The following is a 24840-nucleotide window of genomic DNA, read 5'->3' as shown; positions in this document are numbered from 1 at the left end:
CTGCCGGCGCGCAGCAGCCTGCATCTGCTGAGCGGCGGCCAGGATCAGGCCGTTGCCCTGGAGCGCAGCGCTGCGTCCACCTGGCAATTGCTGGGCGAGCAACTGGTGCATGAGCAGGATGGCGTGCGGCGCCAGCATCTGGCGGTTCGCCGGGGTGGCACGCTGTACCTGCGCTGGGAAGGTGAGATGCACGCCATCGAAGCCTTCGACCCGATTGCCGAAGCCGAGGCCAGCCACAGCCATCAGGGCGGCCTGGGTGCGCCCATGAACGGCAGCATCGTGCGGGTATTGGTGGAGCCGGGGCAGGTGGTAGAAGCGGGTACTGCTCTGGTGGTGCTGGAGGCCATGAAGATGGAGCACAGCATTCGTGCCCCGCATAGCGGGACGGTGAAGGCGTTGTTCTGCCAGGAAGGGGATATGGTCAGCGAGGGGACGGTGCTGGTTGAACTGACAGAGTAAAGTAAGCAGGGGCAACTTGCTCAAACGTTGAAGCTTGCACCATCACTGTGGGAGCGGCTTTAGCCGCGAACACCGGCAAAGCCGGTGCCATCCACCGGGGTGGGGCATTCGCGGGTGAACCCGCTCCCACAGGGACAGCGCAATGTTTGAGTTGGCACCGTACTTGTGGGAGCCCGGCTTGCCGGCGATGGGCTGCGCAGCAGCCCCGGGATTCTATAAGGCCGCGTGCATCCGCACGACCACCCCCAGGAACTCACAGCCGTCCTCACATAATACAGTCGGGTAGCGCGTATTCAGCGGTTTGAGCATCTTGTCGCCACCCTCCTCGACCAACTGCCGCAACACTGGCGGCCGACCCGGCTGCCGTGCAATGACCAGCCTGCCTGGCTCTGCCGGCAGGCCGGTATCCACAAGCACACGCATACCCTCAGGCACGCTCTTGCCACTGGCGGCATTCATCGAATCGCTCTCCACTACCAGCCAGAACGCATTACCTGCGGGCATGTAGTCCGTCTGTTCGCGAGCCTTGCTGGTTTCAGGCAAAGGGCCCTGCAAGTCAGACCAACCCAACACCGGGAAGCGGAAACTCGCATAGAGCGGCGCTTCAGGCACAATGTCACGCTCAACCACCATGACTTGGGCCTCCAGAAACACGAGCCCTAGCTTCTCGAGCTTTTCATTGATGGTCTCCAGCGTGGGCCGCCGCGTGCCACGCAGCCAATGGCCCACGCCGCCCTGAGTCATGCCCAGACGCTCGGCCAGTTTTAGCTGGCTGAGTTTGTGATCGCGCTTGTAGCGTTTGAGAAATGAGTTCCAGCTTTCCATAAGGGCACAGTACGGTTCAGGCTTGCGCCACACCTGTAGGAGCGGCCTTGTGTCGCGAAAGGGCTGCACAGCAGCCCCGGCAATCTAGAAGGCCCCATGCACTCGCACGACCACACCTAGAAACTCGCAACCCTCTTCACACAGCAGTGCTGGGTAGTTGCTGTTCAGCGCCTTCAGGTACCACTGGCCGCCTTCCTCGGCCAACTCGCGGAAAATCGCCGGTTTGCCTGGCTGACGAGCGATCACCAGACGCCCTGGCCCAGCCTCTACCCCAGGATCAACCAGCATCCGCATGCCCTGCGGCACACTGCGGCCACTGAGGGCGCTCATCGCGTCATTCTCAACGGTCAGCCAGAACGCCTTGCCCTTGGCCAGATAGTCCGTTTGCTCGTACACAACAGGCTCTTCGACCTTTGCAACATCTGGCTCATCCCAACCCAGTACCGGGTAGCGGAAACACACAATGTATTGCATGAGGTCCAACTCTGCATCGTCGTCATCGACTTCGTAAACGCCTCGCTCCTCGCCAACCCGCCCCTGGACGCGCAACTGCAAGCTGACGTTGTAATGGGGCATACCAATTTCGACGAACGTGCGGTTCATCGACTCGATCTTCGGCTGACGCCGCTTGTTCACCCAATGCCCCACGCTGCCTTGAGACACGCCAACGCGCTCGGCAAGCTGCTCTTGAGTGAGCCCTAGCTCCTCCATCCGGTCACGGACGAGGGCAATCCATTTATCCATATTCATCGCTGGCACGATACGGACTGCCTTCTAGCGCTCAATAAACATTCAGTATTATTTACTCGAAAGCATAAAAATACTCTAGGTATTAGTATCGACCTGACCCCTTTCCCTACTGGCTCTAGCAGGTATCAGGATGAAACCACCGAAAAACGACGAAACAGATCTGGACAGCGAAGCCGCCCGCCGCGCGCTCGACTACTACCTCAATCCCAACCCGCCGCGCCCCACCCTGGACAACAGGATCTGGACCCTGCACGAAGGCGTCACCGGCGACCAGGCCCAGGAACACGCCATCGCCCTGCTGCGCTGCGCCGCCGCCACCGCGCAGGAAACCGCCACCCATCAACAAGGCAGCCAGCGTGAACTGACCTTCGCCTTGATGCACATGATGGATATGGCACGCGCACTGCTGGAGCACAAACGTGCTGTGGACCCGGGTTTGTAAGGAGAAAAGAAGGGAGAAAACGTGATAGCCGCGTAACGGCAAAGGCCCCGATTGCCGGGACAAGGAAGCGCGCCGGTAAAACTTTTTTACCGGATTAGCGAAAATTCATTTGACTGGCAAATGATAACGATTATTATTGCACTCAGCTGATCGCGAGATCCGCTGGATAACCTGGAGCTTAGGTCGCTCTCAGATTATCTCCTCATCAGGCTAATCACGGTTTTTGACCCGGCTTTTTGCCGGGTCTTTTTTTTTGGCTCTTCAGGCTAATGAAGATCGTGATGGCGCGCATGATAGCAAAGGTGTTTCAGGGCGTGAACGCTCGTTACAAAACTTTGCGGAATCAGCACTTGAGAATCAATCTCGTTTAACCTACGCTGATGACGCGTCAAGGAAGATGCCCCCACCCCTCCCCCTTTCAAGCAAGGAGCTGTCCATGAGCCGCCTGCTGCTGCCTCTCGAGCACCCAACCCCGCTTGCCCAGGACGATGCCGATAAGGCATTGCTGCACGCCCTCAAGCGGCTGCCACGGCGCGTGCAGCAAGTATTCCTGCTCAACCGCCTGGACCAGCTGGACTTCGCCATCATCGCCGCCCGCCTCGACCTGCCGCTGGCCAGCATCGAGCGCAACATGGCCCAGGCACTGCAGGCCGGCCGCTCGCGTCGGGACGTGCTGGCCAGTGTTGCCGGGCAATGGTATGTGCGCTTGCAGAGCCCACAGGTAACTGCGTGCGAGCGCATCGACTTTCGCCGCTGGCTGGATGCGGACACGGCGAACTTGCAGGCGTTTCACGACACCGAACTGCGCTGGCGCAGCCTGCTGGCGCCCGCACGGCACCTGGGCCACGACGGCTGGTACCGACAAGGCCGGGCGGCGCTGTCGCTGGGCGGCTGCTCGGTTGCGGTCGGGCTTGGTGTGGCGGCGTTGCTGCTGTTCGGCTTCTGGGCCTGATAAGCAGAAATCCCGTTCGGATTTGCACGCGTGGCTTACGCGAATATTAGGATAGGTCGCGGCTGCTCCGCCGTGGTAGTGCTGTCTTGAAGATGTACAAGCCAATCGGCCGCCGAATCCTCCTATAAAATTGCAGGTTTTTTACCCGATGTCATTCAAGCCGCGACCTCGGCATTTGGATAAAGGAACGCGGGTTAAACGCAGCCCGATAGCTGTCAGCCGTTGTCCGCACTTTCTCAGAAACTCAGCCTGAGCATGTCAGCCAAGCGCCGATCGCCGCCATCGCACGAGCGGCAGCACGCTTTCAGCACTTGCTCCAGGCAACGCACCAGGCACTGCGCAGCCGGGTCCAGCGCCTGGTCGCGCAGGTGGATCACGCTGATGTCACCCGGCTCCAGCGGCTGGTCAAGGCTCAGTGCCCGTGCCCTGCCGCGCAACGGCTCGCACAGCAGCATCGGCTCGGGCGAGTACCCCAACAGGCCGCCGTCTACGATCAGGCTGCTGAGCATCGCGCTGGACTGCGCACAGACGATGCGCCCCGGTTCGATACTCAAACCGTGGCGGCCAAACAGTTGATGTATCAGCGCATGCTGGCCCGCCTGGGTGAAGTTCATCACCCAGTCCTTCTCCAGCAACTGTTCAAGCGAGTGGGCTGCCTGCAAGGGATGGTCGATGCGCGCCACCACCCGCATGGGATAGTGGGCCAATACCCGATGGCTGAACTCCTGCCCCGGCAGGCCACTCGCCGGGCCAAGGGCGAACTGCATCTGACCAATGCGCAACAGTGCCAGGCTGACGGCCTGCAAACCTTCATACAGTTCCAGCTGGACCGCCGGCATTTGCTGGCGAAACGCTTGCAGGGCCGCACCCAGCAGCGTCTGCCCGAACCAAGGGGTAATCCCCACACAAAGACGGCTTGGCGCCTCCCCGCGCAGGCTGGCCAAGTCACGCTGGGCCTTTTCCAGCTGGCTGGCGATCTGCCGCGCGTGCGGCAGCAGGGTCAGCCCAGCCGGGGTCAGGCGCGCGCCGCCGGCATGCCGGGCCAGCAAGGCCAAGCCTTGCTCCTCTTCCAGTTCACGCAGGGCGCGGGTGATAGCGGCCTGGGACAGATCCAGGGCCCGGGCGGCCGAACGGATGCCACCGTGGTCGGCCACGGCGAGCAAGGCCTGTAGCTGATGCAGCTTCACGAAAAGTCTCCTGCCTGAACACCAAGGGTCGTCATGACAACATTTTTGCGGCTTATGCACCGTCAACACCGGCGCTAGGGTAGAGCACGAGGCCAAGGCCGCCAACGGGCAGCGCAGTGTCGCCTCGCAGACCAGGAAAGAACAATATGCCTATACCCTGCATCGCCCCCGGCATCGCCGCCATCACCCCGGCCATGGTCGAACTGCGCCGGGCTATCCACCGCCAGCCCGAACTGGGCTTCGAAGAATTCGCCACCAGCGCCCGCGTAGCCAGTCACCTGCGCGAATGGGGTTACGAGGTTGATCAAGGCATGGCCGGCACCGCCGTGATTGCCACCCTGCGCAATGGCCAGGGCCCCACGCTCGGCCTGCGCGCGGAGCTGGACGCCCTGCCAATCACAGAACAGAGCGGGCAGCCGTGGGCCAGCAAGGTGCCCGGCAAGATGCATGCGTGCGGCCATGACGGGCATACCGCAATGCTGCTGGCCGCTGCGTGCGAACTGGCCCGGGAGCGCCATTGGCGAGGCACATTGCACCTGTTCTTCCAGCCCGCCGAGGAAGGCCATGGAGGCTCCGGCGCCAAGCGCATGCTGGATGAAGGCGTGTTCGCGCGCTTTCCCTGCGACGCCATCTACGCCCTGCACAACTCGCCCGGCATGCCCGTTGGCCAGTTCGGCGTGCTCGCCGGGCCGCGCATGGCTTCCACCGACAGCGTCACCATCGTTCTCCACGGCAACGGCGGCCACGGCGCGATGCCGGACCGGGCGATCGACCCGATCGTGGTAGGCGCTTCGCTGGTGCTGGCACTGCAGACCATCGTCTCGCGCAACGTACCCCCCAGCGCAACCGCGATCATCACCGTGGGTGCCTTTATTGCAGGCGATGCTGCCAATGTCATACCCGGCCAGGCCGAGCTGCGCCTGAGCGTGCGCGCACTCGATGCCAGCGTCCGCCAGTTGCTGCGCCAGCGCATCCAGGCCTTGGCCGAGCACCATGCGCAGAGCTACGGCGCCAGCGCCGAGGTGAGCTTCGGCGAAGGCTACCCCGTACTGGTCAACACCACGCAGGCCAGCCAGCTGGCCGAACAGGTGATACGTGACTGGCTGGGCGAGGAAGGCCTGGCAGCGGGCCAGAAACCGATCTGCGCCAGTGACGACTTTGCCTTCTGGCTGGAGCAAGTGCCGGGTTGCTACTTGTTGATCGGCAATGGCGAAGGCAGCGGCAGCTGTGAAGTACACAACCCTGGCTACGACTTCAACGACCTGGCACTGCCCCTGGGCGCGACCTTCTGGGTGCGACTGGCGCAGCGCTTCCTGGCCTGACCGCCACCGCAAGAGAGCAACAACGATGACAACAAAAACAACAGACTTCGCCATCGAAACCACCGCCCCACAACCCGGCAAGCGCCGGGCGATCGCCGCGATCTGCGTGGGCAATGCCCTGGAGTTCTACGACTTCCTGGTCTACAGCCTGCTGGCGACGCTCATGGCCAGGCTGTTCTTCCCGTTCAGTGACCACCCGCTGATCCCTTTGATGCTGTCGCTGGCGGTGTTCGGCACCGGCTTTGTCATGCGCCCGCTGGGTGGCCTGGTGATCGGCCTGTATGCCGACCGCGTCGGGCGCAAGGCAGCCATGCGCCTGACCCTGTGGCTGATGGCGATCGGCTCGCTGATGTTTACGCTCGCACCGACCTATGCCCAGGCAGGCTTGATCGGCCCGGCGGTGGTCATTGCCGCAAGGCTGCTGCAAGGCTTTGCAGTCGGCGGGCAGATCGGCACCTCGACCACCATGCTGATGGAATACGCCGACAAGCACTCGCGGGGCTACTACTGCAGCTGGCAGACTTTCAGCCAGAGCCTGGGGATCTGCCTGGGTGCATTGATGGTCACCCTGCTGAGCAGCGTGCTCAGCCCGGCAGCCATGGACAGCTGGGGCTGGCGAGTGATATTCGCCATGGGCATCCTGGCCATCCCGGTCAGCGAGTACATCCGCCATCGCCTCGAAGAAACACTTGCCCACCGCCAGACTAGGCGAAGCCACGCCTCGGTCTCGCAAGGCAAGCAGCTGGCCATGCTGATGCAGCACCCACGGCAGATGCTGGCAGGTGTGTTGCTGGTGATCGGCGCGACCGTGCCGATCTACACCATTCAGTTCTATCTGGCCAACCATGCCATTGGAGTGCTGGGCATGCCGCTGTCAAGTGGAACCTGGGCGGCCATCGTCGCCTGCCTGCCGCCGCTGCTGCTATCGGCCCATGCCGGGCGCTTGAGTGACCGTATTGGTCGGCGCAAAGCGATCTTCTGGCCATTGCCGGTGCTACTGGTGGCGATCTATCCGGCCTTCCTGATGCTCAACCAACACCCCAGCCTGGCGGTGCTGCTAACAGTCGTGTGTCTGTTGAGCATCCCGCTGACCTACACCATCGTGCCCAACCTGGCGATCCTGCCGGAGCTGTTCCCCACCCGTATCCGCGCCAGCGGCATGTCACTGGCGTACTGCATCGGCGTGGCCTTGTTCGGCGGCTTCGCCCAGCTGTTCGCCGCCGGGCTGGTCAGCCTTACAGGCAACCTGAATGCACCCGCCTTCTACATCATCGCGGCCATCCTGCTGTCGCTGGTCGGCCTGAAGCTGGCACCGGAAACCGCTGGTAAAGAGCTCGACTGATTACCCGGCTCACGGACGAGCCCTCCCCTTTTTCGGTGCTCGCGGGTTTTCTGCTCGCAGGGCACCACCGCGCCCAGAACAAAAACAACAGGTGAACATTCATGCTCCATCGCCATGCCACACTGCTGTGCACCGCCCTGCTGGCCACCGATGCCATGGCTGACAGCCAGGGCGTGATCGAGGGCAGCCAGCTGGAGCTGCGCAACCGCAACTTCTATTTCAACCGCGACTTGCGCAACCACGCCAGCAACGGCCAGGGCAACAACGCTGCGCGCCCCGCCCAAGCTCGCAAGGGCTACCGCGAGGAATGGGCACACGGGGTGATGCTCGGCCTCACCTCAGGCTTCACCCAAGGCATCTTCGGCCTGGGAGTCGATGCCCACACCCAACTCGGCCTGAAGCTCGACAGCGGCCCTGGACGTACGGGTACCCTGCTGTTGCCGGTCAGCCATGACCGTCAGCGCAACGCCGAGGTGGCGGACCACTACACCCACACTGGCGCCGCGCTGAAAGCCCGGGCGCTTGGCAGTGAACTGAAGTGGGGCGAGATGCGTACCTCGACCCCGGTGTTCACTACCGCCGACAGCCGTCTGCTGCCGGAAATGGCCAGCGGTTTCTATCTGCGCAATGCTGCGGTGCCCGACCTGCTGTTAGAAGCGGGCCACTTCACCGCCTATCGTGATTTCACCTCGAGTAACGCCGACGACAGCCTGCGCACCCGCTACTCCGACGTCGAAGTGCGCAGCCTGGATTTTGCCGGTGCAACCTACCAGGTCAACGACACGCTGGGCGTCAAGCTGTTCCACGCCCGCGCCAAGGACAACTGGCTGCAGAACTACCTCAACATCAACCAGGATGTGGCGTTTTCAACAGGCAGTGGACTCAACCTCGACCTGCAGCTGTACCGCACTGACGACACCGGGCGCGCCCTGTCCGGGGCGGTAGCCAACACCAGCTGGAGCCTGGCAGGCGCCTGGCGTCAGGGTGCCCACCGCATCACCCTGGCCTACCAGCAGATCGACGGCGACACCCCTTTCGACTATGTCGGCGGCCTGTCAATCGACCTGGCCAACTCGGTGCAGATTTCCGACTTCAATGCCCCTGGAATGAAGTCCCGCCAGGTACGCTACGACCTCGATCTGGCGGGCTACGGCATCCCTGGCCTGAACTTCATGACCCGCTACATTACTGGCAGCGAGGCCAACGACCAGCACTGGCGTGCGGGCCAGCACTATGCCGGTGGTGCGCTGTCCAGCTATGGGGCGTATGACGGTGCCAAATGGCACGAGCTGAACCTCGAACTGCGCTACGTGGTGCAGCAAGGTCCGATCCGTGACCTTTCCATACGCACGCGCATGGCCAACTACCGTGGCAACCAGCAAGCGCAAGTCGATCTGCCGGATATCAACGAAGTGCGCGTGATCGTCGAATACCCGTTGAAATTCTGACGCGGGCTTATCAGCCTCAGTGCGCCGCCTTCAGGCGAAACTGCCGCCAGTACTCGGCTGGCGGCAGGTACTCCTTGAACAGCCCGGACAACTCGCGCTCGGACGCGCCCACCGCCTTGGCGATATCACCCACACTGCCGGTTTCATACAGACGCTGGCGCCTCAACCCGACAGCATTCACCAGGCGGCGGTCGGCGCATTGCAGCCTCAGGTCCTCATCGTCGCCGAGCGCCTGCATGTGATCGAAACCGCGGTCTGCCATGAGGTAGTGCAGGGACAAAGCCCGACAGCGACATCAAGGTTGAACCCGGGGTCGGCGCCGCGGACCCAGGGCCGCAACGTGCGCCCCGGTACCCATGTCGACCTGGTTGGCAGCGTCAGTGACGAGCCATCGCTGCTAACGACTATTGCGCAGGTCCCCCTAGAAACCAGCGGTAATACGGGTTGTCGCCATCACTGCGGGCCAGCTCCCTGGCTTCGCGCGCCCAGGCTTCGCGGTTGCCGTTGTAGGCATGCAGGCTCAAGCTGTAGAACCGTTGCAACGTGCGCCATTGGTCACCCACCGCCGCTACGAAGGCCGGGCTGGCATCGAGCAACGGCGGGGCCTGGCGCAACGCCAGCAATGCCGGCAGCACGCGGGTGATTTCGCGCGGGCGCACCCACGCCGAGTACTCGATGCGCGGCTGGTCATCGGTGACCGCTGGCGCCGCACCCGCATAAAGCTCCAGTCCTGTCCTGTCGGTGATCCAGGTGGCCAGCAGGGCCTGTGGCGAAGCGATGCCCACCTCGGCCAGGGCCGCTGCCACCCCAGGCTGGGCAAAGCGCTCGGCAATGCGCGGCACGTTCAACGGCATTGGCTGCAGCGAGCCGACCAGCAGCATCTCGTGGAACTCGGTGGTCCACAGCGATGCATGCGGGAATACGTCGATGAAGCTGCGCACCAGCGACTGGCTGTCCTCATCGTTCTGGGTCGGCAACGGCAACCACTGCGCCACCAGCCCGCCGGGCTCCAGGCGGGCTGCCGCCAAGCGGTAGAAGTCGCGGGAGTACAGGTTGACCACCCCTGCTGCCGACGGCGGTGGCGGCTCCAGCGTTACCAGGTCGTAGCGCTCGGTGCTGCGCAGCAACTCGCGACGGCCATCGCGCAGGCGCACGTCCAGGCGCGGGTCCTCGAGCGCAGCGAAATTGCCCTTGAACAGCGGCGCAGCCTGCAGCACTTCGGGCAGCAGTTCGGCCACCACCGGCCGCTCCAGCCCTGGGTAACGGAGCATGGCGCCAACGGTGATGCCAGTGCCGAAACCGATGACCAGCGCCGAGCGCGGTTGCCGGGTATGGATCAACAGCGGCAACAACGCCTGCAAGCGCATGTAGCGCAGCGACGGCATGGCATCGCCGGTATTCGACACGCCCTGGATATACAGCCGGTTGAAGCTGCGGCCTGGCTGGCCCTGGTTGACCACGGCCACCGTCGCGCCTTTGCCTTCGCGGTAGTAGGTGAGCTGGCCATTGCGCGCGCCCGGCAGCAATTCGGCCAGCCGTGACGGCGGCGCAAGCAGGCCGGTGAGCACGGTTACCACGGCCACACCCAGCACGGCCACCGCGTTGCGCCGGCGCACCGCATTCCCCCGCCATACGGCAAGCAGGCCGATCACTGCCGCAATGGCCGCGAGCACGGCAAGGGTGCGCACCAGGCCGAGCCCGGGCACCAGCACGAAACCGGTCAGCATTACCCCAGCGATGCCACCCAGGGTATTGAGCGCAAGCACCTGGCCGACATCACGGCCCAGGTGGGCATGGTCTACTGCCAGGCGCATGGCCAGCGGGAAGGCCGCGCCCAATAGCGTGGTCGGCAGCAACACCACGCACACGGCAGCGACGGCGAAACGTGCGCACATGCCGGCCAAGGCATTGCCGGTGACCTGCAGCACCAGCAACTCCACCTGGCTTTGCGCGCTGACCAGCCAGCGCCCAAGACCCGCCACCTGCAGCAGCGCGAGCAGGCCGGCACAGGCGATCAGCAGGCCGAACATGCCCCAAGGGTCACGCAGGCGGTCGGCACGCCGAGCGTACAGCGCACTGCCCGCCACCAAACCGCACAGGTAGGTTGCCAGCACCAGCGCAAAGGCATAGGTGCGGGTGCTCATGAACGGTACGATCGACTGGCTCCAGACCACCTCGTAGCCCAGCGCGACACCGCCCGCCAGGCAATACAGGGCCACCGCCAGCCGTGCCTGCGGGCTGCGCACTGCAGCGCCTGGCAGGGGGCGGGCGAGCGCTGGCTGCCCGGCGCAGCGCACCGCCAACGCGCCAAGCGCCGCCATCAGGTTGAGCGCGGCGGCAGCCATGGCGCTACCGGTCACGCCCAAGGCAGGCAACAGCACGAACGCCGCCAGCAGCGTGCCGCAGATGCCGCCTGCCGTGTTGGCGGCATACAGACGCCCACTGGCGTGTGCCAACTGACCCTCGGCGGGCTTGAGTGCGCGCACCAGTACCGGCAATGTCGCGCCCATGAGCGTTGCCGGCAGCCCGACCAGCACGAAGGGCAGGCACCAGGCCAATACCCCGACCTGGTCCTCCAAGCGGGCAAACAACCCGGCGGAACCGGCCATGGCCAGGGTGGTGGCGACACCCAGCAGTGCCACCAGCAATTCCAGCACTGCGTACAGCCTGATCGGCCGCCGCAGGCGATCGGCCAGGCGGCCAAACACCAGCCCGCCCAGCGCCAAGCCGGCAAAGAATGCGCTGATGCCAGTGGTAACGGCATGCACTTCCACGCCCACCACCAGCGACAGTTGCTTGATCCACAACACCTGGTAAACCAGCGCCGCACCGCCTGAAAGGAATAACAGGCCGGCCGGGATCGCCAGGGCCAGCGGCGCCCGCACAGGTGCGCCGCCATCGATACGCGCAGTAGCGGCCAGCGCCGAAGCTTTTACCGATGAAGTCATTGAGGGACCTTGGCAGGTAAACACCTGCCGTTGCGAAAACAAGGCGCCCGCTGGGTAGCGGGCGCCGGTCAGGCAATCACTGCGACTGCGACTTCATCTTCTCTTCGATCTTCTTGTCCACATCGGACTGGATCTGGTCGATGCTGAAGCTGGCAGGCCGTTGGCTCGGTGGGTAGTCCACGAAGATCTGCAGGAATTTGGCGGCTTTCTGGGTAACCTGGAAGAACAGGTAGTCGTTTTTGGTCAGCCAATCGTAGTACTGGTCCGACACGATATCGGCGCGCTCGAAGGGGTCCATGCGCAGGTTGAACAGTTTGGGGGCGCGCAGGCAGGTGAATGGCTCGCTCCACACCGCAAATCCACCCGGCGCACGCTGCTCGCAATACACCACCTTCCAGTCGTTGTAGCGCATGGCCACAAGCTCACCGTCATCGTTGAAGTAATAGAACTCGTTGCGCGCGCTCTTGTCGGCCTTGCCTGTCAGGTAGTCCAGCTGGTTGTAGCCATCCAGGTGCACCTTGAAGTTCTTGCCTCCCACATCAGCGCCTTTGAGCAAGCGGTCCTTGATGTCGGGATCACCGGCAACCGCCAGCAGCGTCGGGAACCAGTCGAGCCCGGAGAACATTTGCGTGCTCACCGAGTCGGCCTTGATCTTGCCTGGCCAGCGCACCATCGCCGGGACCCGGTAGGCGCCCTCCCAGTTCGAGTTCTTCTCGTTACGGAAGTGATCCCGATCGCCCTGGTGGCGGCCGGTGTGAGCGCCGCTACCGGCATTCGTGACCAGGACACCAGCATCGCCACCGAGGCGGTGTTCCTCGATGGCGACAGCAACCAGGTGGTCGCCGAAGTGGTGCGTAAAGGGGCTGGCGCGCAGCTGGACGATTCCTCGCAGGTGATGCAGGCCAAAGATGCCAAGGCGGTGCTCGATGGCTGGGCGTTGGACATGGTCAAGTCGTTCCAGCAGTTGAAAGCCAAGTAAGCGTCAGCGCCCTCGGGTTCGGTCCAGCTACCGCCCTGAAGGCTCCCCGTAGCGAGCGGGCCTGCTTCGGGCCCGCCCCCGCAGAGGCTGCAGCATGCTCAACCACAGCCCCCATGCATTTTATCGCCGCTATCTGCCCGCCCTTGCCTACGGCCTTGGCCTGAGCATGAGCAATACCTGGGCTGGCGGGATCCTGATCTATGAAGCGGGGCAGGAAGGCAATGGCCTGGCGAACGCCGGTGCCGCCGCGCTGGCCAGCGACCCCAGCGTGCTGATGAGCAACCCGGCAGGCATTGCCCAGTTGCGCGGCACACAGATCAGCGCGAATGCCCAGGTGATACTCGGTGACATCCGCTTCTCTCGCGACACCAACAATCAGTTTGCCGGCAACGAGGGCGGCAATAGCTTGCAGTACCTGCCAGGTGCCAGCCTGTTCATCAGCCACCAGCTGGATGAGCGCGCCGCCATCGGCTTTGGCATGTATGGCAACTTTGGCCTGGCACTGGACTACGACGATGACTGGGCCGGGCGCTATTTCACCCAGGAGGCCGCCATAATTGGGGTGTCGCTGCAGCCAACATTCGCCTACCAGTTTACCGATGACCTTTCCGTAGGTGTCGGCCCGCGCTTCATGTACGCCTACTACCGTACCGAAATGGCGATCAACAACAACCTGCTCGGCGTGACCGACCGGCCTGACGGGCAGCTGGAATACAAGGACACCGACTGGGGCACCGGCGTCAACGTGGGTTTGCTCTACAAGCTTGGCGAACGGACCAGGATCGGCCTGGCCTATACCAGCAAGATCGACCTCGAATTCAAGGACAGCCCGCACGTAAGCAACATCAGCAACCCGCTGCTTAGCGCCGCCCTGAACCGGCTGGATGTCGACAGCCTCGAACTGGACATGGCAGTACCGCAGACGGTGCTGCTGAGCGTTGCCCACCAGCTCGACGAGCAATGGACCTTGCTGGGCAGCCTCGGCTGGCAGGACTGGAGCGAGTTCGGGGAGATTGGCGTAGAAGTCGATACCAACGCTGCCGGCACCAGCCGCACCGTCGAGCGCCGCTACAAGGACACCTGGCACGCCTCGCTGGGTGCGCAGTACCAGGTCACCCCCAAGCTGCGCTGGAACATGGGCGTGGGCTATGACAGTTCAGCGGTGGATGACAAAGACCGCACGGTGGACAACCCGATGAACGAAACCTGGCGGCTGGCAACCGGATTCAACTATCAGGTCGAAGAAGGCCTGGATATTCACCTGGCCTATACCCTGGTGTGGTTGGGTGACATGGATGTCGAGCAGACCAAAGCACGCTCAGGTAACAGCCTATCCGGCAGCTATCGAAATGCGGCGCTGCATATTGTGGGGGGCGGTGCTACCTGGCGGTTCTGAGGGGGTCGATCGCAGCGGGAGGGGAATCCGTGCAAACCGCGCCGAACAACGATGAGCTTTTTGTGAAAGCGGGGCGTTCGGCGGCATCGAGCGCGAACTCTAAGATGCCAACATTGCCTTCTGGCGCCAAATGAATGTAGACATGACGATTTTCCACTCGCCCATCAAGGATGTCGTTGCTGTTGGCTGACGGCCTCATGACCGGTGAACGACAACACCTGAAAGTCGACATCGGCGTCTTCCAGGGCGAGGCTGAAGTGAGTTTCATCGCTAGGGTTGAACATGGGGGCTCTCCGTATCCGCAAGGTATCCTTCGGGTTGGCCGAACCAACGGCGCAATAACGAAAGGGGGGGCATCACCAGGGCCTGTTGCAGCACCCGGGCACCGGACTGGCGGGCCGCAGGGTCCAGCGCCAGGGCCTGGCGCAGTGCCGGCCATACCTTGGCCGGCAGGTTGGCAGGCCGGTCCAGCGACTGGCCTGGATGCTGTTTACCCATGGCTCGAGCACCGAGGTGACCAAACGGTTGCTTGCCGCCGGCCAACTCGTAAATGACGCAGGCGGCGGCGAACAGGTCGGAAGCTGTCGACAGGCGCGCCCCGTCGAGCAGCTCAGGGGCGGCATAGGCCGGGGTCCAAGCCCTGATACGATTGCGGCTGAGCCGTGCCAGGCCATCGAGCGGGGTCGTAAAGCTTGGTGCGGTTCAAATACAGCTCGATGGCCACCACGCGCTTTCCGCTGTTTGCCATGGCCGCCTTCGTTGGGCTGGTGGATGACTGGTACGGCGGGATATCCGCCGCTTCGAGGCGAGCCGCGAGTCCGGCTACCTCTACCACCGTGCCAAGGGGTGCGTTATGCCACTCGCAGTGCTGCCCTGGGTCGTTTATCTGACACTGCCGATGAGCGTGGTACCTGTCTTGATTCTATTACCAGCCGCGACTTCTCTGGGATTGGCAGTAAACCTGTCCGCCGCAGCCTTCAAAAGGCGTCTCTAATCAGGCATTTCGGGAACGACATGAACCCATCAAGTAGCAATACCTATCAGCTTTGCTCTTTGATATAGAACTGAGCACACGTCGCCGCAGCACGACAGTTTATGATTGTCGAAAGGCTGCAGCGGCGACAGTGCAAAATATGACGACGTTACTCGTCCTCGTCTGCAGCCTCGGCCGCAGCCTTGTCATAGGCAGATTTGTACTCTTTAAAGCTGACTTCATTGTTCCCATCAGCGTCCATGGACGCAAGCTGCTGCTTAGCATATTTGTCAACAATATCAGAAATCGAAACATCACTTACAGCTTCTGAATAGTCCTCCCGAATCCCACTCACCAAGAGCGCACGAAATTCATCAACCGTAATCTTTCCATCACCATTCACATCAATCTTAGCAAAGTTTTCTTTCAGCTCTTGCTCGCTGCGGGCAATAGACATGACACACCTCAAAATATGAAAACATTGACAGCATTTATCTTCACGCACCAATAGACCTAGAAGCAACTGACAAAAATATCAGTACAGGTCTGCTGGACTCCAGCCTCCACGCTTTCAAACCAAACGCCAACCCAATGATTGTTTGATCCGTCAGTGCATTCTGGATGCCGCGCAGCACTGTATCGAACGCACAGTGCTGACCGAAGATGTGCGCGATGCATTACGGCGGCGCAGCGCTGATGTTTCATTACCTGAAGCCCGCCGCAACCGCCTCCAGGAAATGGCCGAGGCCATGGACCTGTTCTGCCAGGGCCTGGACGGTGAACTGTTCAACCGCCCCGGCACGCCCTGGCCCGAGGCGGATATCACCATCGTCGACCTGGCCACCTTCGCCCGCGAGGGCTACAACGCCCAGTTGTCGATCGCCTACCTGTCCCTGCTCAACACGGTGAACAACATCGCCGAACGCGACCAGATGGTGACGTAGGACTTACGATGGGCTCACTTGGCTACTTCCCCGCAATGGATGTCGTACGCCAAGCGCTGCCAATGATTCTGGCGTTCTTAAAAATGGCCTTGGTTATCTGCATACCACTTACTTTTCTAGTCGTCACCGTCGATCTCAAGACATTGATGACCATCACTTGTGCACAGTTCGCATTGTTTTTCGTCGACTTCTGGTTTCCGCTGGCACGTTGGATCGATAGCACCATCCTCGATGCGCTCTATGGCTGGGATTCGCCCCACTGCAACTTCAACGTGCTCATGGGGCTGAATAACTCATTCGGTGACATGCTACTGAACTTCGTAATGGGATCAATGTTCATCGTATTTCCGGACTTCTGGGTGTCCGCGCTCACCTGGGTAGGATTCCGTATGGGCGGCGCCTTGCAGGGCTTGTCGGATGGTTCGAGAGCAGCAGCCGTGGTCATTGCCTTGCGCCGCTCGATCTTGCGCAGCACCTCCAGCACATGCTGGCGGGACACCTCCACAATCGGCAGATCCCCCAGCCAAGGCAGGATGTCCTTGATGAAGTGGCGCTCGATCTGCACCAACGTGCTTTGTCACCCGCGCTTGAGGCTCAGCGCCCTGAAGGCCTTCCAGTCGATGAAGACTGAACGAAAGCAGTTCTCAGAAGCAGCGCAGGCAGCGAGGCGGCTTTCACGCCGGTCGGCGCGAGGATCGACGCCCTGGGCAACCAAGGCGCGCGCCTGATCCCATGCCTCCCTGGCCTCCTTGAGGCTGACGGCGGGATAGACGCCCATCGATATCCGGGCCTGCTTGCCCAGCCAGTAGAAACGGAAGTGCCACTGCTTGGCACCCTTGGCACCGACGAACAGTGCAAGGCCAGCGGTATCTTTGAGGGTGTAGTTCTTGCCGGTCGGCTTCGCCTGGCGGACGGCACTGTCGGTCAATGGCATGTGTACATCTCCCGGTCTCGTAAGGTCGAGGAGATGTATATCGATGCCCAAGGCCCAGCTCAGCCATCAATCCGCTACGCCAACTGCCCGGAATCGCTGTACTTAAAAATGTACTTGAATTTCGTGGCTACTGGTGGATTCAGGCAGACTGAGCTGGAACGAAAAAAGGCCCCGAAGGGCCTTTTTTCAACGACTTACAGACTTCCATGGAACTCTGCAGATCTATATTTGGAGCGGGAAACGAGACTCGAACTCGCGACCCCGACCTTGGCAAGGTCGTGCTCTACCAACTGAGCTATTCCCGCGTCGTGATGGGTGCCATTCTAGCGAAATCCAAAACGGCGTCAACCCCTTGATTCAAAAAAGTTTTATTTTTGTTCCGAGCCTTCGCGCAGGTGCGGCCAGGCCGCTACCAGGTAGTGCACCATCGACCACAATGTCAGCCCTGCCGCCACCAGTAGCAGCCCGTAACCCAGAATGACCCAGAACGTCACAGCAGGCGGGTTGGCCAGCAGAATCACCAGCGCCAGCATCTGTGCCGCGGTTTTCCACTTGCCCAGGTCGGACACCGCCACATGCGCCCGCGCGCCCAGCTCGGCCATCCACTCGCGCAGTGCCGATACCACGATCTCGCGGCCGATGATGACTGCAGCCGGCAGGGTCAGCCAGAAGTTGGCGTGCACCTGCACCAGCAGTACCAAAGCCACCGCTACCATCAGCTTGTCGGCCACCGGGTCCAGGAACGCGCCGAACGGGGTGCTCTGCTGCAGGCGACGCGCCAGGTAGCCGTCCAGCCAGTCGGTGGCGGCCGCCACCGCAAACACGCTGCTGGCGGCCATATAGCTCCAGTGATAGGGCATATAGAACAGCAGGATGAAGATCGGAATGAGCAGGACGCGTAGAACGGTGAGCAGGTTTGGAATATTCATCGGTACGACTGGCCGCAAGTTGAGCCCGGCATTCTACTCGCTATGCAGGCTGGCATAAATCGACTCGGCAAGCTTTTTACTGATGCCGGGGGCTTTGGCGATCTCATCGATACTGGCGCGGTTGAGCTCCTGCAGGCCGCCGAAATGTTTCAGCAGGTCGCGGCGGCGCTTGGGCCCTACCCCGGCCACATCCTCCAGGCTGGACACCCGACGGGCCTTGCCGCGGCGGGCGCGGTGGCCGGTAATGGCGAAACGGTGGGCTTCGTCGCGGATCTGCTGGATCAGGTGCAGGGCCGATGAATCGCCCTTGAGAGTGAATTCGTGGTGCACGTCGTTCAGGTAGAGGGTTTCGAAACCGGCCTTGCGGGTTACGCCCTTGGCCACGCCGAGCAAGGTAAGGTCGGTGAAACCCAGCTCCTGCATCACGTCGCGGGCCATGTTCAGCTGGCCTTTGCCGCCGTCCACCAGCAACACGTCGGGCAGCTTGCCTTCGCCATCCTTGATGCGCCCGTAACGGCGGGTCAGCGCCTGATGCATGGCTGCGTAGTCGTCGCCGGCGGTGACACCTTCGATATTGAAGCGCCGGTAATCGGACTTCAGCGGGCCTTCCGGGCCGAACACCACGCAACTGGCCACGGTGGCTTCGCCGCTGGAATGGCTGATGTCGTAGCACTCCAGGCGCTGCGGTACTTCGTCCAGGCCGAGCACTTCGGCCAAGGCCTCGAAACGTGCAGCCATATGCTGGCGGTTGGCCAGGCGGGCGTTCAGCGCCTGTTCGGCGTTGGTTACCGCCAGCTGCTGCCAGCGAGCGCGGGTGCCACGCACCCGATGGCTGATGGACAGCTCACGGCCGCGCAGCGTGTGCAGCGCTTCGATGATGGCCTGGAAGTCTTCGTGAACAACGTTGACGATCAACTCGCTGGGCAATTCACGCTCGGCGTTGCCCAGGTAGTACTGGGACAGGAAGGCCGCCATGACCTCGGCCACCTCCTCCTCGATGCCCACCTGGGGAAAGAAGTTCTTGCTGCCCAGCACCCGGCCGCCGCGCACGCTGATCAGGTGCACGCAGGCGCCACCCGGGTTGACGAAAGCGGCAATGACGTCAACGTCGCCGCTGCCGCCTTCGATATATTGCTGGTCCTGCACGCGGCGCAGCAGGGCGATCTGGTCCCGCAACTCGGCGGCCTTTTCGAAATTGAGGGCCATGGCGGCCTTTTCCATTTCGGCATTCAGCTCATTGCCCAGCTGCTGGCTGCGACCTTCGAGGAACATCACCGAGTGGCGCACGTCTTCGGCGTATTCCTCGGCGCTGACCAGGTCAGTGCAGGGCCCTTTGCAACGCTTGATCTGGTACTGCAGGCACGGCCGGGTGCGGTTGGCGTAGTAGCTGTCTTCGCACTGGCGGACAGAGAACGCCTTTTGCAGCAGGCTCAGGCTCTCGCGGATGGCGCCGGCGCTGGGGTATGGGCCGAAGTAGCGGCCCTTGGCCTTTTTCGCCCCACGGTGAATGCCCAGCCGCGGAAACTCACCGTCGGACAAAAACACGTAGGGGTAGGATTTATCGTCGCGCAGCAGGATGTTGTACGGCGGGCGCCATTCCTTGATCAGGTTCTGCTCCAGCAGCAACGCCTCGGTTTCGTTGGCGGTGATGGTGGTTTCGACCTGGGCAATGCGCGCAACCAGCGCGGCGGTCTTGGGCGCCAGGCCGGTCTTGCGGAAATAGCTGGTCAGGCGTTTCTTCAGGTTCTTGGCCTTGCCCACGTACAGCAGCCGGGCTTCGGCGTCGAACATTCGGTAAACGCCCGGGCGACCGCTGCAGGTCGCCAGAAATGCGCTGGCATCAAAAACTTGAGACATGAGGGTTTACAGGCTTGCGTCAACCATACCGTGGCGAACGGCCAGCAAGGTCAGTTCGACGTCGCTGGTGACCGAGAGTTTTTCAAAGATCCGATAACGGTAAGTATTGACGGTCTTGGGCGAGAGACACAACTTGTCGGAGATGATCTGCACTTTCTGGCAGCCGACGATCATCAGAGCAATCTGGATTTCCCGCTCGGACAACGCGTCGAACGGCGAGCCCTGCGGCTGGAACGGCTTGAGCGCCAGCTGCTGGGCAATCTGCGGGCTGATGTAGCGCTGGCCGGCGAAGGCCAGGCGAATGGCCTGGACCATTTCATCCAGGCCTGCGCCCTTGGTCAGGTAGCCGGCGGCACCGGCCTGCAACAGCCGCGTGGGGAACGGGTCGTCCTCGCACACGGTCACGGCTACCACCTTGATGTCCGGGTGGCTGCGCAACAGTTTGCGGGTGGCTTCCAGGCCGCCGATGCCAGGCATTTTCACGTCCATCAGCACCACGTCCGGCTTCAGCTCACGGGCCAGCTTGAGCGCCGACTCGCCCGAATCCCCCTCACCCACCACCTGCAGGCCATCGATGTCGGCGAGCATGCGCGTAATACCGGTTCGTACCAGATCGTGATCATCGACCACTAAGACCCTAATCAAGCACACACCTCGTCAGCAGGGCGATTGGATCCCGCCACCTTAACAAAAAATTTCACGGTGGGCCTAACGCATTGCTTCCGTCAGAAACGCCTGACGCTCAACTGTGAGAGACCGCACTGTTTGCCGGGTTTTTTCAGGGTTCGCCAATCGGCCCAGCAGGTGCCCGAGTGCCGCTTGATCATCGACCGACAATTGCCGGAAAGCCTTCAGCAAGGCGGACTCGTCCATGCTCAACCCGTCCAGCAGGGCCGGGGTGCGGATGCCGCTGAGCACGTACGACGCATCCACACCACGCGTCGCCAATGCCGCCAGGTAATCCACCCGCGGCATGCGTTCACCGCTCTCGTATTTGCCCTGGGCATTGGGTTCGACCCCACCGATATAGCCAAACACGCGCTGAGTCATGCCCAGTCGCTCACGCTCTTCCCGCAGACGCGGACCGATTCCATTCATAGGGGGTTCTCCTTTCCCTTGATTTTGCCGAGGCACTCCCCGCCTGCCGAAGGGCAGCCGTGGCTGTCAGCCTTCACTATGCCGATGCGCTGGGGTCGCGACAAGCCATCATTGAGCCACTAGTCGATGGTTCGCTGCATGCGTACAAAACAGTCGTCCTCGCCCATTTCGACAAAGCCGTGGCGCCGATAAAGCAGGCGGGCCGGGTTGCTGCGAAATACCATCAGCCGCAGCAGCGGCAGGCCGCGCTGCCTGGCCCACAGGACAAGTTGCTCCAGCACCCAACTACCCACCCCGTGACCGCGGTGCTCGGGCAGCAGGTGCAACTCGCGGATGAACAGCGCCTGACGGTCCTGGCTGAGGCTGCAAAAGCCCAGCAAGGTGTCCCCGTCGGTCACCAGCCACTGCTCGCGCCAGCCCCAGGCTTCGTCGAAAGCCTCCTCTATCCAGAGCAGGTGGTATTCGCGGTAGTACGGCAGCATGGCGCGGCGGGTGAGGTCGCGGGCGAAGGTGCAGTGGCTGTCGTTTGCCGGGGTCAGGTTCAGGGGCATCACACAATGTGCTCTCGGGGTTTCCAGGCATCGATCAACGGGCATAACACACGGGCGAGCTGCCGGGCCCGCGCTTGTCCAGTTCGTCTTCCAGCCAGTCGGCCAGCACCCGGGCATTGTTGTGCTCGGTGTCCTTGCCGGCATACAGCAATGTCAGCGTGCCTTGCTCTGCCATGCCCAGCAGCGGGTACCAGTGCTCGGGGTGAGCGGCCAGCTCTTGCTGGTAACGCTGGGTGAAACCGGCGAAATCCAGTTCGCCCTGGTGAAGTGACCTGCGCAGCTGATCCGAAGGTGCCACCTCACGCATCCACTGGCCGTGCAGGTCTTGCTTGCGCTTGTTGCGCGGCCACAAGCGGTCGACCAGCACCCGCTGGCCGTCTTCAACCTCGACCGCAGCGTAGACGCGCTTGCAGCGGATCATGGAGTTCTCCTGCCGTTAGCATCTGTCTTGAGCCTAGATAATTGATCGAGGTCGCGGGCAGGTGCGGTTTGTTTTTTTTGCTCTAGGCCCGCACAGCCACCATCAACCCGGAATCTTCAGCCCACGCTGCACCGCCGGCCGCTCAAGGAACACCGCCAGCACTCGCTGCACTTCCTTGAACTGATCAAACCCAACCAGCTCGCTCGCGTTGTAACGCTCCACCAGGTTGCGCACCCACGGCAAGATCGCGATGTCGGCGATGCTGTATTCGTCGACCATCCACTGCCGGCCCTTCAAGTGCCGGTCCAGCACACCCAGCAGCCGTTTGGACTCATTCACATAACGGTCCCGGGGGCGCTTGTCCTCGTATTCCTTGCCGGCAAAGAAGTGGAAGAACCCGACCTGGCCGAACATCGGCCCGATGCCGCCCATCTGGAACATCAGCCACTGCAAGGTCTGGTAGCGTTGGGCCGGGTCCAGGCTCAACAACTTCCCGCTCTTTTCCGCCAGGTACTGCAGAATCGCCCCCGACTCGAACAGCGGCAGCGGCTTGCCGCCGGGGCCGTTGGGGTCGAGGATGGCGGGGATCTTGTTGTTGGCGCTGAGCGAGATGAACTCGGGGCTCAGCTGGTCATCGCTTTCGAAGCTGACCTTGTGCGGCTCGTAGGCCAGGCCGATTTCTTCGAGCATGATCGACACCTTGACGCCGTTGGGCGTCGGCAGCGAATACAGCTGCAGCCATTCAGGGTGTCGGGCGGGCCATTTGCGGGTGATGGGGAACGCACTGAGATCGGTCATGATCAACCTTGCCTGTGGAATGAACCTGCCACTCTAGAGGCATCCCGGGCGGCTGACCATCACCGGCCGCGCATGACCGTGGCCCGTTCAGGCCTGACCGTGGGCCTTGAGCTTGAGCTTTTCGGTATCGACGCGCACGAACACCGAGTCGGCGGTGACGGTCAGCACATCGTCGGCCCAGACTTCGCAGAGCACGCGGGTCTTGCGCCCTGTTTCACCTTCCACGCGGGCTTTGAGCAGCAGCTCGACGCCCATCGGCGTGGGCTTCAGGTAGGTCAGGTTGAGCGTGCCGGTCACGCAGTCGATACGCGGCAAGCTGCCCGGCTCGCGGCCTTCGTTACGGTAGTGGTAGGCCATGGCTGTCCAGTTGGAGTGGCAGTCGACCAGCATCGCCAGCAGGCCACCGTAGACGAGGCCGGGCCAGCCGATGAAGGTACTGTCGGGCGCGTGACGGCACAGCAGGTGGATGCCATCGGCATCCCAATGGCTTTGCAGGTGCAGGCCGCTGGGGTGCGAGCAACCGCAGCCGTAGCAGGTGCCGTCTGGCGCAGCGAGGGCCTGGAGGGAAAGGTTCTGATTGTTCATACGCTTCCTGTGCTTATTGATATGGGGGCGCGCAACGCCCCCATTAAAGCAGAAACATCAGGCCGTCTGGGCGACCACCCTGGCGCGCCGCTGGGTCAGCGAAACCAGCAGGATGAACGCGGTCACCCCGGCGGTCATCAGCGTTTCATAACGGTAGGCATCGCTGAACAGCATGTAGCCCAGCACCATGACAATGGTGCCGATCACCAGCCAGGTCAGCCACGGGAACAGCCACATCTTCAGCTCTAGCGGCCGCCCTTCACGGTCAGCACGGGCACGCATGCGCAGCTGCGACACGGCGATCACCAGGTACACCAGCAAGGCGATGGCGCCGGTGGTCGACAACAGGAATCCGAACACCTTCCCCGGGAACACATAGTTGACCAGGCAACCGGCAAACCCGGCCAGGGTCGAGAGGATGACCGCGACAGTGGGCACACCCGAACCGGAGATGCGCTTGGTCATGCTCAGCGCCTGGCCACGGGCGCCCAGCGAATAGAGCATGCGCGAGGCGGTGTACAGGCCCGAGTTCATGCAACTGGTCACTGCCACCAGCACCACCAGGTCGACCAGCAGCTTGGCGCCCGGCACGTTCAGCACTTCCAGCACACGCTGGAACGAGCCAACGGCTTTCAGTGCAGGGTCATTCCAGGCAACCAGCGACACCACAAGGAAGATCGACGCCAGGTAGAAGATGGCAATGCGGTACACCACCAGGTTGGTGGCGCGGCGGATCTTGTCTTTCGGGTTGGCGGTTTCGTCAGCGGCAATGGTGACGATTTCGGCGCCGAAGAACGAGAAGATGGTGATCAGCACGCCCCCCAGCACGGTACCGAAGCCGTTCGGCATGAAGCCGCCGTTGTCCCATAGCCGACTCACCCCGGACACCTCGGCCAGCGGCCAGAAGCCGAATATCGCCAGGCTGCAGACCACGATGAAGGCAATGATTGCCACCACCTTGACCAGCGCGAACCAGTATTCGAAGGCGCCGAAGTTCTTCACGCTGATCAGGTTGGTACCCGACAGCACCAGCATGATCAGGAAGGCGAACAGCCAGGACGGCACGCCGGGGAAGTAGGCATGCAGGATGTCTGCGCCAGCAATGGCCTCGACCGGAATGATCAGTACCCAGAACCACCAGTACAGCCAGCCAATGGTAAAGCCCGCCCAGGGGCCGATGGCTTCGGAGGCATAGGTGGAAAACGAGCCACTGTTGGGGTTGGCGATGGCCATTTCGCCGAGCATGCGCATCACCAGCAGGACCAGCAGCCCGGTCATGGCGTACGAAATGAGGATGGCCGGGCCTGCGGTGGCAATGGCGTTGGAGGAGCCGATGAACAGGCCGGCGCCGATGATACCGGCGATGGAGATCATGGAAACCTGACGGGAAGTCAGGCCGTGCTGCAGGGAACGCTGTTTCTTGTTGTCTAGCGAAGCCATGAAGAACCCTCGAATGGGTCGGCCGCGGCGAGGCGGCTGAAGGTCGGAGCAGAATTCTTGTAAATTTCTGATGGACGTTGTTGTTGTTTTGTTGATGCCGGAAACGGGTACTGGCCTCCTCTTCGCACGACCGGTTGTAATCGTTGATCCAGGTCAGTATTAATCTATAGGCCGGGGTCAACAAACGACCTTTTCGAACCACATGATTCCGCTTTGGAATGAACTTCATCCTTTTTTGCTCGGTATGTGCCCGTCATGTC

The 24840-nt window shown here is 62.1% G+C and carries 23 protein-coding genes, 1 tRNA gene and 7 pseudogenes; 11 read left to right on the top strand and 20 right to left on the bottom strand.

The window, feature by feature from the left end; all coding sequences use genetic code 11:
- A partial coding sequence (locus HP546_RS07905; RefSeq protein ID WP_172222183.1) for a biotin/lipoyl-containing protein occupies positions 1-459 on the top strand: 459 nt, incomplete at its 5' end.
- 213 nt (positions 460-672) lie between these two features.
- Here HP546_RS07905 and HP546_RS07900 read toward each other — a convergent pair.
- Positions 673-1284 (bottom strand): LexA family transcriptional regulator, encoded by a 612-nt coding sequence (locus HP546_RS07900; protein WP_172222178.1) that lies wholly within the window; start codon positions 1282-1284, stop codon positions 673-675.
- Positions 1285-1368: 84 nt separating this feature from the next.
- Entirely contained in the window at positions 1369-2034 is a 666-nt protein-coding gene (locus tag HP546_RS07895; protein ID WP_172222192.1) for a LexA family transcriptional regulator, read from the bottom strand.
- A gap of 130 nt (positions 2035-2164) precedes the next feature.
- On the opposite strand from HP546_RS07895, the gene HP546_RS07890 reads away from it, so the two are divergent.
- On the top strand, positions 2165-2476 hold the full coding sequence (locus HP546_RS07890) for a DUF6124 family protein (protein ID WP_172222175.1): 312 nt from the start codon (positions 2165-2167) through the stop codon (positions 2474-2476).
- A 436-nt stretch (positions 2477-2912) separates the two neighbouring features.
- Positions 2913-3428, top strand: coding sequence for a DUF4880 domain-containing protein (locus HP546_RS07885; RefSeq protein ID WP_172222170.1), 516 nt, complete (start codon positions 2913-2915; stop codon positions 3426-3428).
- Positions 3429-3664: 236 nt separating this feature from the next.
- On the opposite strand, the gene HP546_RS07880 is transcribed toward HP546_RS07885, so the two are convergent.
- Complete coding sequence (locus HP546_RS07880) at positions 3665-4615, bottom strand: LysR substrate-binding domain-containing protein (RefSeq protein WP_172222166.1); 951 nt, start codon at positions 4613-4615, stop codon at positions 3665-3667.
- A gap of 146 nt (positions 4616-4761) precedes the next feature.
- Between HP546_RS07880 and HP546_RS07875 the strand changes: the two genes are divergently transcribed.
- From HP546_RS07875 to HP546_RS07865, 3 genes are all read left to right on the top strand, one after another.
- Complete coding sequence (locus tag HP546_RS07875; RefSeq protein ID WP_172222162.1) at positions 4762-5937, top strand: M20 aminoacylase family protein; 1176 nt, start codon at positions 4762-4764, stop codon at positions 5935-5937.
- 25 nt (positions 5938-5962) lie between these two features.
- Positions 5963-7279 carry an MFS transporter gene (locus HP546_RS07870; protein WP_172222157.1) on the top strand — a complete coding sequence of 439 codons (1317 nt, stop codon included), beginning with the start codon at positions 5963-5965 and terminating at the stop codon, positions 7277-7279.
- A gap of 101 nt (positions 7280-7380) precedes the next feature.
- Positions 7381-8727 (top strand): OprD family outer membrane porin, encoded by a 1347-nt coding sequence (locus tag HP546_RS07865; protein WP_172222154.1) that lies wholly within the window; start codon positions 7381-7383, stop codon positions 8725-8727.
- 16 nt (positions 8728-8743) lie between these two features.
- Here the strand turns inward: HP546_RS07865 and HP546_RS07860 are convergent, their stop codons facing one another.
- The 3 genes and pseudogenes from HP546_RS07860 to HP546_RS07850 form a co-directional block, all read right to left on the bottom strand.
- The gene (locus tag HP546_RS07860; protein WP_172222151.1) at positions 8744-8989 is read right to left on the bottom strand and encodes a hypothetical protein; all 246 of its coding nucleotides are present in this window, start codon (positions 8987-8989) and stop codon (positions 8744-8746) included.
- Positions 8990-9131: 142 nt separating this feature from the next.
- Positions 9132-11675: a fused MFS/spermidine synthase gene (locus HP546_RS07855; RefSeq protein ID WP_172222148.1), complete on the bottom strand. Its 2544-nt coding sequence runs from the start codon at positions 11673-11675 to the stop codon at positions 9132-9134.
- Positions 11676-11751: 76 nt separating this feature from the next.
- Positions 11752-12399, bottom strand: a pseudogene (locus tag HP546_RS07850) (sulfatase-like hydrolase/transferase); the annotation flags it as partial.
- Between HP546_RS07850 and HP546_RS07845 the strand changes: the two are divergent.
- Both HP546_RS07845 and HP546_RS07840 read left to right on the top strand, forming a co-directional pair.
- Positions 12397-12654 (top strand): annotated as a pseudogene (locus HP546_RS07845) (DUF3313 family protein); the annotation flags it as partial. The pseudogenes HP546_RS07850 and HP546_RS07845 overlap by 3 nt on opposite strands.
- Before the next feature lie 166 nt (positions 12655-12820).
- The gene (locus HP546_RS07840) at positions 12821-14050 is read left to right on the top strand and encodes an OmpP1/FadL family transporter (RefSeq protein ID WP_256678440.1); all 1230 of its coding nucleotides are present in this window, start codon (positions 12821-12823) and stop codon (positions 14048-14050) included.
- A gap of 270 nt (positions 14051-14320) precedes the next feature.
- Here the strand turns inward: HP546_RS07840 and HP546_RS07835 are convergent.
- Positions 14321-14728, bottom strand: a pseudogene (locus HP546_RS07835) (protein kinase); the annotation flags it as partial.
- 56 nt (positions 14729-14784) lie between these two features.
- On the opposite strand from HP546_RS07835, the pseudogene HP546_RS07830 reads away from it, so the two are divergent.
- Positions 14785-15044, top strand: a pseudogene (locus tag HP546_RS07830) (DUF4400 domain-containing protein); the annotation flags it as partial.
- 148 nt (positions 15045-15192) lie between these two features.
- Here the strand turns inward: HP546_RS07830 and HP546_RS07825 are convergent.
- Entirely contained in the window at positions 15193-15480 is a 288-nt protein-coding gene (locus tag HP546_RS07825; protein WP_172222141.1) for an EF-hand domain-containing protein, read from the bottom strand.
- A gap of 142 nt (positions 15481-15622) precedes the next feature.
- Between HP546_RS07825 and HP546_RS07820 the strand changes: the two are divergent.
- Both HP546_RS07820 and HP546_RS31095 read left to right on the top strand, forming a co-directional pair.
- Positions 15623-15961 (top strand): annotated as a pseudogene (locus HP546_RS07820) (conjugative transfer ATPase); the annotation flags it as partial.
- Positions 15946-16401: pseudogene (locus tag HP546_RS31095) on the top strand (conjugal transfer protein TraG N-terminal domain-containing protein); the annotation flags it as partial. The pseudogenes HP546_RS07820 and HP546_RS31095, both read left to right, overlap by 16 nt.
- A gap of 50 nt (positions 16402-16451) precedes the next feature.
- Here HP546_RS31095 and HP546_RS31770 read toward each other — a convergent pair.
- The 12 genes and pseudogenes from HP546_RS31770 to HP546_RS07765 all read right to left on the bottom strand — a co-directional run.
- A pseudogene (locus HP546_RS31770) lies at positions 16452-16532 on the bottom strand (hypothetical protein); the annotation flags it as partial.
- A 12-nt stretch (positions 16533-16544) separates the two neighbouring features.
- Positions 16545-16901, bottom strand: coding sequence for an Arm DNA-binding domain-containing protein (locus HP546_RS31090; protein WP_218584465.1), 357 nt, complete (start codon positions 16899-16901; stop codon positions 16545-16547).
- 229 nt (positions 16902-17130) lie between these two features.
- Positions 17131-17206, bottom strand: a tRNA-Gly gene (locus tag HP546_RS07810).
- A 63-nt stretch (positions 17207-17269) separates the two neighbouring features.
- Positions 17270-17830: a CDP-diacylglycerol--glycerol-3-phosphate 3-phosphatidyltransferase gene (pgsA, locus tag HP546_RS07805; protein ID WP_172222132.1), complete on the bottom strand. Its 561-nt coding sequence runs from the start codon at positions 17828-17830 to the stop codon at positions 17270-17272.
- 33 nt (positions 17831-17863) lie between these two features.
- Positions 17864-19687 (bottom strand): excinuclease ABC subunit UvrC, encoded by a 1824-nt coding sequence (gene uvrC, locus HP546_RS07800; protein WP_172222128.1) that lies wholly within the window; start codon positions 19685-19687, stop codon positions 17864-17866.
- 6 nt (positions 19688-19693) lie between these two features.
- On the bottom strand, positions 19694-20332 hold the full coding sequence (gene uvrY, locus HP546_RS07795) for a UvrY/SirA/GacA family response regulator transcription factor (RefSeq protein WP_172222124.1): 639 nt from the start codon (positions 20330-20332) through the stop codon (positions 19694-19696).
- Between the two features lie 63 nt (positions 20333-20395).
- Positions 20396-20785, bottom strand: a complete 390-nt coding sequence (locus HP546_RS07790) for a helix-turn-helix domain-containing protein (protein WP_172222121.1) — start codon at positions 20783-20785, stop codon at positions 20396-20398.
- Positions 20786-20904: 119 nt separating this feature from the next.
- On the bottom strand, positions 20905-21336 hold the full coding sequence (locus HP546_RS07785; protein WP_172222118.1) for a GNAT family N-acetyltransferase: 432 nt from the start codon (positions 21334-21336) through the stop codon (positions 20905-20907).
- A gap of 34 nt (positions 21337-21370) precedes the next feature.
- The gene (locus HP546_RS07780; protein WP_172222115.1) at positions 21371-21757 is read right to left on the bottom strand and encodes a DUF488 domain-containing protein; all 387 of its coding nucleotides are present in this window, start codon (positions 21755-21757) and stop codon (positions 21371-21373) included.
- A 102-nt stretch (positions 21758-21859) separates the two neighbouring features.
- The gene (locus HP546_RS07775; RefSeq protein ID WP_172222112.1) at positions 21860-22555 is read right to left on the bottom strand and encodes a glutathione S-transferase N-terminal domain-containing protein; all 696 of its coding nucleotides are present in this window, start codon (positions 22553-22555) and stop codon (positions 21860-21862) included.
- An 87-nt stretch (positions 22556-22642) separates the two neighbouring features.
- Complete coding sequence (locus HP546_RS07770) at positions 22643-23140, bottom strand: PaaI family thioesterase (protein ID WP_172222109.1); 498 nt, start codon at positions 23138-23140, stop codon at positions 22643-22645.
- Positions 23141-23197: 57 nt separating this feature from the next.
- Positions 23198-24580: an amino acid permease gene (locus tag HP546_RS07765; RefSeq protein WP_172222106.1), complete on the bottom strand. Its 1383-nt coding sequence runs from the start codon at positions 24578-24580 to the stop codon at positions 23198-23200.
- Between the last annotated feature and the right edge of the window lie 260 nt (positions 24581-24840).

The sequence above is a fragment of the Pseudomonas sp. CM25 genome (assembly GCF_013179705.1).
Taxonomy (GTDB): Bacteria; Pseudomonadota; Gammaproteobacteria; order Pseudomonadales; family Pseudomonadaceae; genus Aquipseudomonas.
The sequence above is the reverse complement of the archived record's forward strand: the minus strand, read 5'-3'. Positions and strand labels throughout refer to the sequence as shown.

What these genes read in the sequence shown, in the direction of transcription:
- HP546_RS31090 (WP_218584465.1), bottom strand. Translation starts at nt 16,901, where the DNA reads ATGCCATTGACCGACAGTGCCGTCCGCCAGGCGAAGCCGACCGGCAAG.
- HP546_RS07770 (WP_172222109.1), bottom strand. Translation starts at nt 23,140, where the DNA reads ATGAACAATCAGAACCTTTCCCTCCAGGCCCTCGCTGCGCCAGACGGC.
- HP546_RS07895 (WP_172222192.1), bottom strand. Translation starts at nt 2,034, where the DNA reads ATGAATATGGATAAATGGATTGCCCTCGTCCGTGACCGGATGGAGGAG.
- HP546_RS07840 (WP_256678440.1), top strand. Translation starts at nt 12,821, where the DNA reads ATGAGCAATACCTGGGCTGGCGGGATCCTGATCTATGAAGCGGGGCAG.
- HP546_RS07890 (WP_172222175.1), top strand. Translation starts at nt 2,165, where the DNA reads ATGAAACCACCGAAAAACGACGAAACAGATCTGGACAGCGAAGCCGCC.
- HP546_RS07790 (WP_172222121.1), bottom strand. Translation starts at nt 20,785, where the DNA reads ATGAATGGAATCGGTCCGCGTCTGCGGGAAGAGCGTGAGCGACTGGGC.
- uvrC (WP_172222128.1), bottom strand. Translation starts at nt 19,687, where the DNA reads ATGTCTCAAGTTTTTGATGCCAGCGCATTTCTGGCGACCTGCAGCGGT.
- HP546_RS07900 (WP_172222178.1), bottom strand. Translation starts at nt 1,284, where the DNA reads ATGGAAAGCTGGAACTCATTTCTCAAACGCTACAAGCGCGATCACAAA.
- HP546_RS07785 (WP_172222118.1), bottom strand. Translation starts at nt 21,336, where the DNA reads ATGCCCCTGAACCTGACCCCGGCAAACGACAGCCACTGCACCTTCGCC.
- HP546_RS07825 (WP_172222141.1), bottom strand. Translation starts at nt 15,480, where the DNA reads ATGTCTATTGCCCGCAGCGAGCAAGAGCTGAAAGAAAACTTTGCTAAG.
- HP546_RS07775 (WP_172222112.1), bottom strand. Translation starts at nt 22,555, where the DNA reads ATGACCGATCTCAGTGCGTTCCCCATCACCCGCAAATGGCCCGCCCGA.
- HP546_RS07855 (WP_172222148.1), bottom strand. Translation starts at nt 11,675, where the DNA reads ATGACTTCATCGGTAAAAGCTTCGGCGCTGGCCGCTACTGCGCGTATC.
- HP546_RS07885 (WP_172222170.1), top strand. Translation starts at nt 2,913, where the DNA reads ATGAGCCGCCTGCTGCTGCCTCTCGAGCACCCAACCCCGCTTGCCCAG.
- HP546_RS07860 (WP_172222151.1), bottom strand. Translation starts at nt 8,989, where the DNA reads ATGGCAGACCGCGGTTTCGATCACATGCAGGCGCTCGGCGACGATGAG.
- HP546_RS07870 (WP_172222157.1), top strand. Translation starts at nt 5,963, where the DNA reads ATGACAACAAAAACAACAGACTTCGCCATCGAAACCACCGCCCCACAA.
- HP546_RS07765 (WP_172222106.1), bottom strand. Translation starts at nt 24,580, where the DNA reads ATGGCTTCGCTAGACAACAAGAAACAGCGTTCCCTGCAGCACGGCCTG.
- HP546_RS07780 (WP_172222115.1), bottom strand. Translation starts at nt 21,757, where the DNA reads ATGATCCGCTGCAAGCGCGTCTACGCTGCGGTCGAGGTTGAAGACGGC.
- HP546_RS07875 (WP_172222162.1), top strand. Translation starts at nt 4,762, where the DNA reads ATGCCTATACCCTGCATCGCCCCCGGCATCGCCGCCATCACCCCGGCC.
- pgsA (WP_172222132.1), bottom strand. Translation starts at nt 17,830, where the DNA reads ATGAATATTCCAAACCTGCTCACCGTTCTACGCGTCCTGCTCATTCCG.
- HP546_RS07865 (WP_172222154.1), top strand. Translation starts at nt 7,381, where the DNA reads ATGCTCCATCGCCATGCCACACTGCTGTGCACCGCCCTGCTGGCCACC.